We start from the raw sequence: 10,860 nt of genomic DNA, 5'->3' as shown, positions 1-10,860 counted from the left end.
CCATGCCGCGCCATCCGGCCACGAGGCCCTTGCGCCAGCCCGGCGCTTCGCCACCGGCCTTGGCGATCCGCAGCGCATAGACGGCCACGCCGCTGAGGGCGAGCCCGGTCAGGCCGAGGCCGAACACGAACCAGATCGTCTTCGTCCAATAGCCGCCAAACGTGCCGAAATGGAGCGGGTCTGCGCCTTCCGAAATCCGCTGGTGAACGCTCAGCTTGCGCGGATCAACAATCGCCAGCACTTCGCCGCTCTGCGCGTCAATCCACACCGAATCGACACGCGGACGCACCAGGATGGCGCGCCCGCTGGCGCCGTGCACATGGAACATGGGCGATTTCGGCGTCGGCCAGATCACAGCTTCCACATGGAAGCCGGGGAGTTCCGCCTGCGCTGCGGCAATGCCCGTATCAAGCGCCCGTCCCAGCGCGTCCGCTGGCGGCAAGGTCTCCACTGCCTGCGGCACGGGCCGCTCCACGCCCGGCGCATTGCCGCCAAGGATTTCAAACAGGTACCAGAACCCGGTCACGATCAGCACGATGATGAACCAGATCGACCATATCCCCGCCAGCCGGTGCGCATCGCCGACAATGGCGCGTAGCGTCCGTCCGCGCGGCCAGCGCAGGAAGCCGCGCCACCAGTTCTTGTAGACCGCGAAAGACGTCACCAGCGACACGAACAGAAGCATGGTCGCAATCGACACGATCGGTACACCGAACCTGACCGGCAGCATCAGGTGGCGGTGCGTGTTGCGCAGGAAGCGCTGCACGCCCAGCCATGGCCCCTCGCCGGTCACCGCGCCCGTGCCCGGATGCACATAGACATGACGCGCCTCGCCATCGGCCCGCACAACCGCGTCCACCGCCGCCGCGCCGTTCAGCGGCGCGCTCAGTGTCACGATGCGCGCCTCCGGATCATGCGCGGCGACAGCGGCCCCGATCTCACCCCAGCTGACGGGGCGTTCGGCACTCGCCGGTGACACCCACATGGCCGGGCGCAGCATCCAGTCCAGCTCGTAGGAAAACACCGCCAGCGTCCCTGTCAGGAAGACAAAGGCCAGGAACAGCGAGACCTGCAGCCCCGCCCATTGGTGCACGCGCCACCAGAGGCGCGTGCCCTTTCGCTTGCGTCTGACTGGCCGGACCATTGTCACCATTTGCGCGTGACTTCCAGGAACACCGAACGCGGGTCTCCGGGGAAGTGCCCCGTCCGGTCGATGAAGCCGCTCGACGCATAGGTCTCGTCAAACAGGTTGTCGATGCGCAGCAGGGCCTGCCAGTCATCAATCTCGTAGATGATCGATGCGTCGAACGTCATGTAGGGGCGCACCTTCTGCCCGCTGATGCTGCGGCGCACGTCCACATAATCGCCGCCAAAGGCAAAGGCGGTGTGCAGCACCGGCACCTGGTAGCGCGTCCAGAAACCCACCGTGTTCTCGGGCGCATTGGCAAAGCGGTCGCCGACGGCATTGCTCAGGGTCGTCTGGTTATTCGTCCTGGTGATGCGCGTGTCATTATAGGCATAGGAAATCGTGCCGACCCAGTTCTGCGTGATGTCAGCCGTAACATCCACTTCAAACCCTTCGCTGGTGATCTCGCCGAAGGCGACCATGTCGTCCACGCTGTCCCCGTCCACATCGCCGCGCGGGTCGGCCTGCAGGATATTGGTACGGGTGATCTGGTAGACAGACCCGGTCGACTGGACACGCCCGCCGAACAGGTCGGTCTTGACGCCGCCCTCCAGGATCTCGCCTTCGGTCGGCTCGAACGGTCCGCCTGCCAGCGGGTTCTGGCTGCTGATGCCCTGTGGCTCAAAACTCTCGGCCCACTGGCCGAACAGCGAGACATCATCGCGCACGCGATACACAAGTCCGGCCCGCCACGTCATCGCGTCATCCTTGAACACGTCGCCGCCGATCAGGTTCTTGTCCTCGAACGTATCCTGGCGCACGCCCACCACGGCGATGACCGGGCCGATCGTCGCCTCGTTCAGGGCATAGACGCCATAACGCGTCTGGCGGTTCTCGGTGACGCGCATCGGCGGCAGCAGGTAGGTCGTCGAATCAGTCTCGCCATATTGCGGGTCCAGCAGGCTCAGCGGCGCCGGGAAGCCGGGCTCGGCGGTCGTGCCGCCGGCAAACGAGACGCCCGAGAAATAGGCGTCGGAGGTAAACCAGTCGGCCCCCAGGAGAACCCGGTTCTGCACCTGGCCGAGATCGGCCGACCAGACCGCATTGGTGCCCAGCGACAGGCTTTCGGTCTGGCGCAGCTGGTCACGGAACTGGCGCCGCGAACTGTCGGCGACGCCGTCGCCATTGGAATCGAACAGGCCGAACGGCTCGTGGTAATTCTGCACTTCGGTGCCGTCATTCCAGCGGATGCCGAAATCCACGGCCAGCCCCTCGACCGGCTCGGCCATGACCTTCGCCTGCAGCACGTTCGATTCAAGGTCGAGGAAATCGGTCGGCTCATTATGGTTCCAGCGCCGGTCGGCCAGGAAATTGCCGAGATCGTCAGTCGGCACGCCGCGCAGGCGGTTGCCGTCCAGCTTCTGCTCATAGCGTGTCGCCTGCAGCACAAGGTCGGCAAAGCCGAGATCGAAGCTCAGGCCGCCATCATGGATATTGGTTTCCGACCCGGCATTGCGGCGCGGGCCGTGCTGGTCCTCGTAGAAAATGCCAAGCCGCCCGGCCGCGCCCTCCAGCGGCAGCGCGCCGGTCACTTCCAACGCGGCGCCCTTGCGCCCCTCGGTGCCGACCACGCCGGAGGCCGATGCCGCGAACACCTCGCTCGGCGTCTTGGTAACATAGTTGAACAGGCCGCCCGGCGCCCCGGCGCCATACAGCATGCCCGCCGGCCCTTTCAGGAACTCGACGCGCTCGACATTGAACAGTTGCGGCACGGAGAACCCCGCATAGGGGTCACCGCGCAGGCCATCGAAAAAGTTCTCTTCCTGCCGGTAGCCGCGCGCCGTGACGCCGGCATAGCTGAACACGCTGACGCCGGAGATATTGCGGTAGAGGTCCTGCGCATCGCGCGCGCCCTGGTCCTCGATCAGCTGGGAATTGATCACCGTGATCGCCTGCGTCGACAGCATCGGGTCGGTCGGCATCTTGCCCGTGGTCGTCTCTTCCACCCGGTAAAGCTGCTGGGCGCGTGAGGTCACGATCACCGTTGCCTGGCGCAATTCCGCACTGGCGGCCCCACTGGCCTCCTGCGCCTGCGCGGCAAGCGCTGACAGGGCGACGCCTGCGGCGAGTGCTGCAAATTTCTGCGATGGTTGGTTCATTGCCATGGGGGAGGTCTCCGCTTCAGCCCGATCAGGACCGCCCGCCTAACAGTTTTGAGAATGACTCGCAATAGCAATGAGAATGATTATCATAATCACTTCTCTTGCACAGCCGGGCTGCATCGACCCACTCATCCGCCGGTCCGGAAGATGGCAATTCTTCCATGCATTTCCGGCCGTATCCGGGCTCTGACCGGGCAGTTTACGTGTGTCTTTCGTGCATTTCCCGGCCTCCGGCATGGGGACTTGTCCCCCATTTGCAGCGCCCTGCGCGCTGGACGCTTGCCCCTCTTTCGAACATGTCCCAAGGTCGGTGCATGACGACACATTTCCACAGGATAGGCGTAATCGGCGGCGGGGCATGGGGCACGGCCATCGCCCAGATGCTGTGCCGCGAGGGGCAGGAGGTCATCCTCTGGTGCCTCGAGGCCGAGGTGGCCGCCGCGATCAATTCCGCCCATGAGAACACGGTTTTCCTGCCCGGCGTTTCCCTGAAACCGAGCCTGCGGGCGACGACGAGCCTGGCTGACCTCTACGATCAGGACGCCCTGTTCGCGGTCGCCCCGGCCCAGCATACCCGCGAGACACTGGCCGCCCTGAAGGGCCATATCGCGCCCGGCACACCCGTCGTGCTCTGTTCGAAGGGCATCGAACTCTCCACGGGAAAGTTCATGACCGAAGTCCTCGCCGACGAACTCCCTGAGGCCAGCCCCGCCGTCATGTCAGGCCCCAGCTTCGCCATTGATGTCGCCAAGGGCCTGCCGACAGCCGTGACGCTGGCCGTGGAGAATGAGGCCATCGGCGCCGAGCTGATCCAGGCTATTTCGACACCGACTTTCCGCCCCTATCTGGCGGGCGATCTGCTCGGCGCGGAGATTGGCGGCGCGGTAAAGAACGTGCTCGCCATCGCCTGCGGCATTGCCCTCGGCAAGGGCCTTGGCCGCTCTGCCCATGCGGCACTGATCGCTCGCGGCAGCGCCGAGATGACCCGGCTTGCCCTGGCGCTCGGCGCAGAGCGTGAAACCCTGTCCGGCCTGTCGGGCCTAGGCGACCTCGTGCTCACCTGTTCGTCGGAAACCTCGCGCAATATGAGCTGCGGCCTGGCGCTCGGCCGGGGCGAGACGCTGGACAGCATTCTGGCGGCCCGCAATAGCGTCACCGAGGGCGTCGCCACCGCCCCGGTCCTGCGCCGCCTCGCCAGCCAGCATCGTGTCGACATGCCGATCTGCGAGGCCGTCGCCGCCGTGATTGAAGGCGAGATCAGCGTGGATGATGCGATCACCACCCTCCTCATGCGTCCCAACAAGGCCGAATCCGTCCTTGCCTGAGGCTTTCGGGCCGCGACCAAAACATGTCATATCTTTAGGTGCGGCGTTTCAAACATGTCTTCTTCGCTCGCGCCTGCAGGGACACGCTCCGTTTTAGGCATACTTTTTCTGCCAGGTCTGGAAAGCCCTGGCTGATGCTGACGCCAAAACGGTTCACGAGCAGATCGTCAACCTCACTTGCCGGCACTGTCGTAAATGACCTTCAACACCTTGGCCATCAAGTCGAGTGTCTGTTGCGACTGTGTCCGGTCAATCACTTGGCGGCAAAGCTCGCGTGACTGGTCGGCTGAGGACTTCGGGCCCACATTGCGAGATGGCAGACGTTCGAACAGGTCCGCCAGCGGGACAGCCAGTATACGGGAGACGTTCAGCAGGACCCCGGCACTCAGTCGATTGCTGCCTGTTTCATATTTCTGGAGCTGCTGATGACTGATACCCAGCGCCTCACTGAGATCGACAAGGGTCATCCCATGGGCGATCCGGAATTTGCGCACATTCTCTCCGACCTGCCGGTCCACATCGGTTACCGAACGCGTCGCGGTTGCCTTTCGCAATGGCTTTTTCACCGTCCTCCTCCCACTGGATCCTGCCGATCCTGATTATCTATGTCGTCAACGATAGATCGAATCAGAAAGCAGGTCGAGACTGTGTCGATCACGCACGCATGGCGGCGAGGCGGAGACTTGAGGCAGGTGCTTATCCAACACAATGCACGCACATGTGACGACAGTGTGCGAAACACGCGACGTCGAACAACCTATGCCAGAAGCTTACTATACCTCGTCAGGCTTCGCCTTTGGTGGGATTCTGGATATCAAAAGCCTCGGCAAGACGAAAGCCCGGCCAGGGCTTCGGCCAGACGACCGGGTAATCTGCTGAGAACAGCCGATCCCCGTCCCTGAGGTCATGCGCCACGCCAGCCTGGGGGATGGCGCCAGGGCGGTCGCGATAGCGGATGCGATCGCCGCAATACCGGAATGACACGGCCCTTCTCCAGGTATCTGACCGGTTGCCACCGGCACCGTGCACGGTCCTGACGTCATGGATGATCACATCGCCCGGTTCCACGTCGAACGAGACAATGTCATAAAGCTCTGGCGCTGCTTCGATATCCGGACAGCGGATCTCGGGCGACGTACTGATCGGGGTCTGGGATACGAACACATTTGGCGCAAATGTCTGGCCCCAGAGATGAGAGCCACGGACATATTGTGTCACGCCGTTTTCAAGGTCGGCTTGGTCAAGTGGTATCCAGACGATCACGCACTGCTCGCCTTCGATCTGAAAATAGGCGAGATCCTGGTGAAAGGCCGTTTTCTGGCGTGTGTGCGGCGCCTTGACGAACGTCGTGTCCTCCCAGAAGTTCAGGTAACGTGCATCCAGCAGGCTGCTGACGATCCCGGGAAGGGCTGAATCAAAAGCGACTTCCCGAACGCCCCGGTCGTGCTTCCAGGCAGCGACATCATAGAAGAACATCCCTTCGGGGCCGGATGAGCCCTCTTCCAGCAGCGGGCGAGCCCTTTTGTCGGCCCGCACCAGTGCCTTCATGCGCTCCATGTCGAATCGTTCTGCAGCGCCTGTGTCGATGGGCCGGTCATTGTCCCAGACCTGGCGGGCAAGGACTTCAAAGTCATAGCCTGTCGGGGATGCGCGCAGATCGTCCATCTGGCGCGCGACGGCCTGGCGCAGGTGCTCAATTTCACCAGGCGCCAGAACGTTCCGCAAACAAACGACGCCGTCGCGCGTGAACGTCGCCTGCTGCGCCGGTGTCGGAAGCGGCAGATTCGGCTCGCTCATGCGACATGACTTCGTTCAGAGGCCTGCCTGGTCCCTGAATACCGGGCAACGATCTCCTCGGCATTGCGAAAACGGTCAAGCTGGCGGTCGAATGTTGCTTCATCAATGCGCGACACGGCCGGAATCCAGGCCCAGTCATCTCCATTCCGTCTTGGCAGGCCGAGAGGTTCCGTATGCCATACCTTCTGGACGAGGTTGAAGAACTTCTGGTGCGTGAGCCAGCTCAGCCGGGATATGTGATTGTCGAGGCAGTATGCGGTCAATCCGAGCCCGATGCGACACCGGACGCGGAAATCATCGACGGGACCGGTTGTCAGCGACCGGTCCATGACAAAGCGAGAACATTCCCAGACATCCTTGCCGACCGGATAGGGCTGAAGGTTGCAATAGTCGGCAAAGAGGTCGCTGAGCATGTGAGGCCGCATCGTGGGATTAAGCCTTGATGTTCCGACGACCTCTCCTTCTGGCGTGCGGACAATGACATAGACAGTCGCATCGGTATCGAACTGGTCCTTGTCGTACCCAGGCTGGATGCCCGGGATGTCCCAGCCCCATTCGCCGACAACGACACGGTAGCGCATTCGATGCATGGCATCGAGCAGGTCCTGGTGCTCGCTGTGCATATCCGGTGTGATAATCTTGAACATGGGCTGGCCTCCTGACTAGATGTCAGGATGAGTATTTCGCGGCGACGGGTCCGTGTAATGTCCCCTTTTGGGGACTTGTCAGGGAAAGATCTGATGGCGGGCGATCGCGCTCGCAACAAGGTGAGCCCGGTTGACGGCCTCGAATTTGTCACTGGCCCTGCGAAGTGTCTTCTTCACCGTGTCTTCCTGGATCCCGAGTATTCTCGCGATCTCCCAGTTTGACTTGCCCGCGGCTGCAAACTGGACGCACTCTGTCTCCCGGGCTGTGAGCTCGGCAACCCTCTGATAGGGAAACGGTCCATGCATGGATTCCAGGTGGTAGTAGGCGACCTGGCAAACGATCTCCAGTTCGGCGACCTGGACCGGAGACAGGTCGGATTTCGAGCCGCCGCCCAGCGACACGCCACCCGACACGCTCTCGAGTGCATGCATCGGGAACATCATGCCATCTTTGAGGCCATAATCGTGCACTGTGTCGACGATCCGCCTGCCGGCTCGCGATGCATGAGCACGCGCTTCAGCCCAGGTAAATGGGCGTTTCGAACGCAGGGCGCAAAGGGCGATCGGATCATGCAGGATTGCTGCCCGGCTTCGCCGCATGGCCTTCAGCTCATCCGGCCAGTTCGAAATATACAGAATGTCCTTTAACGGAACATTCAATGGATTGACGAGCTGGCCGAGGAAAATCCTTTCGAAACCATAGGTTTCGATGAAGCTGGCAAGCGCCGTGATCGTCTCGGCACTCGTCGTCGTCGCTAGTATCAGCTGGATGGCCTGAAGGACGGCAGACCCGTCATAGTCGCGCATGGAACCTGTCTCGCTCTTGTTAACCTCGTTTGCCTGGCGCCGCCGGAACATCAGGTCCCCTGGATCAGCAGGGGCGCCGACGTACCGCAGCACGCATGTCATGTTGCATAAATTTCCTACCTATGGTTTAATGCAGCAGTATTCAATACCGCTCATGATCACGTGACACTCCGCAATTTGCAGCGAACGGGATCTTCCGGCGGGACGGCAAGCAAGAGGACTGATTACGGCCTGAGGCCGCTTCAGTCAGCGACATGCATGTTGCTTGCGATACCAGGCACATTCGCCGCGCGAGAGAACCATGTTCACTGGAAGAGCCCCTGATCCGAATAGACCGCCGAGCGTGCCTAAAGGGTACCGCAGGGCAGGTTGCGAAGCGCCAGCGGCGACACGTCCCTGCCGTGTGCGTTTCCTGCCGCTAAGCCTGCTCACAGGCGAGAGGCTGCCATGAACCCTCGCAAGGCAGGATCCGATCCGGAAAAACGGGCCATGGCCGTCACCTGGCAGGAATGCCTGCGGGCGGGCCAGCAATGCCTGGCGGCAGGACGGCCAGGTGATGCGATCCTTGCCCTGCGGCTCGCCAATCGCCTCCAGCCAGGACGTAGTCCCATTGTGCTGTCGCTCGCAATAGCCTGGCTACGCACCGGAGAGGCGGACAAGGCTCTGGCCTGTTTCAATGAGGTTATGGGTCTCGATCCGGCAGATCTGCAGGCCCGGCATGGACGGGGCCTTGCCCTCGATGCGCTTGATCAGCGCGAGGAGGCCCTTGCAGCCTTCCGAGCGGTTACGTCCAACAGCCGGGACGCCTGGGCATCCTGGCAATCGATCGCAGACATCACGCCGCATGAGGACGAGCGCATCCACGCCATCGATCAGGCCGCAGATGCGCTGGTGCGCCTTTGCGAGCGCGGGCAGCCTGCTGCCCGCCTCTTTACCAGCTGCGCCGCAGCGCTTCTGGACGCACATCGCGGGCGGGCCGCCATCGCCTTCATCGCTGGCAATGCCTCACGTTTCCCGGACGCTGCGACGGTTCATGACTGTCTTGCCCGAGCGCGGTATGAGACTGGAGATTTTCGCGAGGCCTTTCGCCAGAAGCAATGCGCGGTATCGCGACGGCGCGGCCCTGGGCCTGAACGCCTGCCTGCCGGTTTCAGCCCCGATACGGCTGCCGGCGCGCTTTGCAGCATAGGTGAAATCCTCGATGCGGCCGGGGTTCCGTTCTTCCTCGCTGCCGGGACATTGCTCGGGTTTTACCGTGCTGGCCAGCCGCTCGCCCATGACCGTGATGTGGATATAGGCATTCTTGCCAGCCAGGATGGAGCGGCTGATGTGGCCCGGATTATCCGCGACCATTCCGGCCTCGTGCTTGCCCGGCGCGCCCGCCCCGCAGACCGGTATTTCGCGCTCACCGTCAAGGGCATTGGGGTAGACATTTTCCTGTATGAGCTTTCTGGCGACGCCCTGCACTGCGGCCTCGGCCGGCTTACAGGTGACGTGGCCTGGCGGTTCACGCCCTTCCGCCTGAAGACCGCATCCTTCAAGGGCGCGACCTGGAACATCCCTGACAACCCCGAACGCTATCTTGCTGAAACCTATGGGCCGGGCTGGCAGACACCGGATGAAGGATTTGCCTCAGTCATCAGCTCACCGGCGCTGTTTCAAGTCGATCCGTACACCCGCGCCTATTACGCCCTTTCGCGCGCCGACAAGGCCCTGAAGCAGGGAGACAGTGAAAAGGCAGCAGCACTCTTGCGCCAATCGCCTGTTCCGATCTCGCTGGCGTGCCCTGGCGATGACGGCCCCTTGCCCGCCGCGCAGGTGGATCTCGCAGACCGCTGGTTGGACGAGAGCCAGGAGCCCGGTTCGGCGAACTGACTGGTATCCAGCCGGATACCGGAAAATCTTTTGGGCGCCGCCTGGCCTCAGGACGGCGGCTGAGGAGCCACGCGCCTAAATCATTGTTTTATAACGTTTTTTTCATATTTCCCCTTATTGACTCTACCTTAAATAGGATGCATTTTCTACTTGTTGCCAATCCGGCAACGCCCCAGATCAAAGGAGATACAGTCATGAATACGCACACAGATGATCATCTTGAGGATGACGCCTTCGAGCCAGTCAACCTCGGGTCGGTTTCCGAGGAAACGCGCGGGATCGGCCCCCTCGGTGACGAGTTCAACCAGGGCAGCGTCAACAGCCGCGAATAGGCCCGGCAAACAATGGCGGGGACGCGATATTGCGTCCCCGCTTTCGCTGGAGGGACAAAGCACGTGCAGATTGCATACGTCCAAGACCTGACCATGTCGAGGCGTCGCTATTCCCTGAGCCCGCATGTCTACGTGTGCGAATTCAAAACGTCTTACATTCTGCTTGACTGCAGTTCGGATCGCTACCTCCGGTTTACTGGCCAACAATACGATTGGTTTGCCGAGATCCGTCAGGCTGACGATCGTTCCAGCACTTCTGACGCCGCTACTCGATTCGCGCACCGCCTACTGGCGATGAAGTTGATTACGCGGCATCAGCCCGAAGGACTAGACCTGAGCCCCCGGGTCCGTCCGTATCCGCGTACGTCGCTTTACGATCTGTCACCAGATGCTGCACCGCGTTTGCAATGTCGCACCATAGCCGCATTTCTGCATGCGTTTGCGGTGGCTACGCATATCAGGCGCAACAATCACTTGGGGCAGACGCTTGCCTCCGCCAGAAAGTGGATGGCAGTCGCTCTGCCGTCTCGCTCAGCGGAAGAGATTCAGGATCTGACATGGCGCTTTCACAGCATCACGCCTTACGTCTTCACCAGCCACGAAGCCTGCTTCTTCCGCAGTCTGGTTCTTCTCAAATTTCTGTCCCTGATGGGCGTGAGTGCCAACTGGGAGTTTGGTGTGAGACCGCTCCCTTTCAGTGCCCATTGCTGGATCGAACATGACGGCATGGTCCTCAATGACCATCTCGGCCACGTCTCTGAATACAAAAAAATCATGTCCGTGTAGGAT

Annotated in this window: 10 protein-coding genes; 4 read left to right on the top strand and 6 right to left on the bottom strand. The window is 61.7% G+C overall.

Annotation, left to right across the window (positions count from 1 at the left end):
* Both VR74_RS11590 and VR74_RS11585 read right to left on the bottom strand, forming a co-directional pair.
* On the bottom strand, positions 1-1,153 hold a 1,153-nt coding region (locus tag VR74_RS11590; RefSeq protein ID WP_045696939.1), incomplete at its 3' end, for a PepSY-associated TM helix domain-containing protein.
* Positions 1,147-3,291: a TonB-dependent receptor gene (locus tag VR74_RS11585; RefSeq protein ID WP_299950295.1), complete on the bottom strand. Its 2,145-nt coding sequence runs from the start codon at positions 3,289-3,291 to the stop codon at positions 1,147-1,149. The genes VR74_RS11585 and VR74_RS11590, both read right to left, overlap by 7 nt.
* 311 nt (positions 3,292-3,602) lie before the next feature.
* Here VR74_RS11585 and VR74_RS11580 point away from each other — a divergent pair, with 311 nt between their 5' ends.
* The gene (locus VR74_RS11580) at positions 3,603-4,613 is read left to right on the top strand and encodes an NAD(P)H-dependent glycerol-3-phosphate dehydrogenase (protein WP_045696938.1); all 1,011 of its coding nucleotides are present in this window, start codon (positions 3,603-3,605) and stop codon (positions 4,611-4,613) included.
* A 173-nt stretch (positions 4,614-4,786) separates the two neighbouring features.
* Here the strand turns inward: VR74_RS11580 and VR74_RS11575 are convergent, their stop codons facing one another.
* From VR74_RS11575 to VR74_RS20960, 4 genes are all read right to left on the bottom strand, one after another.
* Positions 4,787-5,179 (bottom strand): helix-turn-helix transcriptional regulator, encoded by a 393-nt coding sequence (locus tag VR74_RS11575; protein WP_299950294.1) that lies wholly within the window; start codon positions 5,177-5,179, stop codon positions 4,787-4,789.
* 217 nt (positions 5,180-5,396) lie between these two features.
* Positions 5,397-6,410, bottom strand: coding sequence for a phytanoyl-CoA dioxygenase family protein (locus tag VR74_RS20970; RefSeq protein ID WP_299950292.1), 1,014 nt, complete (start codon positions 6,408-6,410; stop codon positions 5,397-5,399).
* The gene (locus VR74_RS20965; protein WP_299950290.1) at positions 6,407-7,057 is read right to left on the bottom strand and encodes an acyl-homoserine-lactone synthase; all 651 of its coding nucleotides are present in this window, start codon (positions 7,055-7,057) and stop codon (positions 6,407-6,409) included. Before VR74_RS20965 ends, VR74_RS20970 begins: the two co-directional genes overlap by 4 nt.
* Before the next feature lie 78 nt (positions 7,058-7,135).
* On the bottom strand, positions 7,136-7,966 hold the full coding sequence (locus VR74_RS20960) for an autoinducer binding domain-containing protein (protein WP_299950288.1): 831 nt from the start codon (positions 7,964-7,966) through the stop codon (positions 7,136-7,138).
* Positions 7,967-8,311: 345 nt separating this feature from the next.
* Between VR74_RS20960 and VR74_RS11555 the strand changes: the two genes are divergently transcribed.
* From VR74_RS11555 to VR74_RS20955, 3 genes are all read left to right on the top strand, one after another.
* On the top strand, positions 8,312-9,739 hold the full coding sequence (locus VR74_RS11555; RefSeq protein WP_299950286.1) for a tetratricopeptide repeat protein: 1,428 nt from the start codon (positions 8,312-8,314) through the stop codon (positions 9,737-9,739).
* 194 nt (positions 9,740-9,933) lie between these two features.
* A complete protein-coding gene (locus tag VR74_RS11550) occupies positions 9,934-10,071 on the top strand; it encodes a hypothetical protein (RefSeq protein ID WP_299950284.1) in 138 nt (45 codons plus the stop codon).
* Positions 10,072-10,134: 63 nt separating this feature from the next.
* Positions 10,135-10,857: a lasso peptide biosynthesis B2 protein gene (locus VR74_RS20955; RefSeq protein WP_299950282.1), complete on the top strand. Its 723-nt coding sequence runs from the start codon at positions 10,135-10,137 to the stop codon at positions 10,855-10,857.
* The last annotated feature ends 3 nt before the right edge of the window (positions 10,858-10,860 follow it).

Origin of the sequence: Hyphomonas sp. BRH_c22, from assembly GCF_000961795.1 — a bacterium.
Classification (GTDB): Bacteria; Pseudomonadota; Alphaproteobacteria; order Caulobacterales; family Hyphomonadaceae; genus Hyphomonas.
This window is presented reverse-complemented; position numbering and strand designations above follow the sequence as displayed.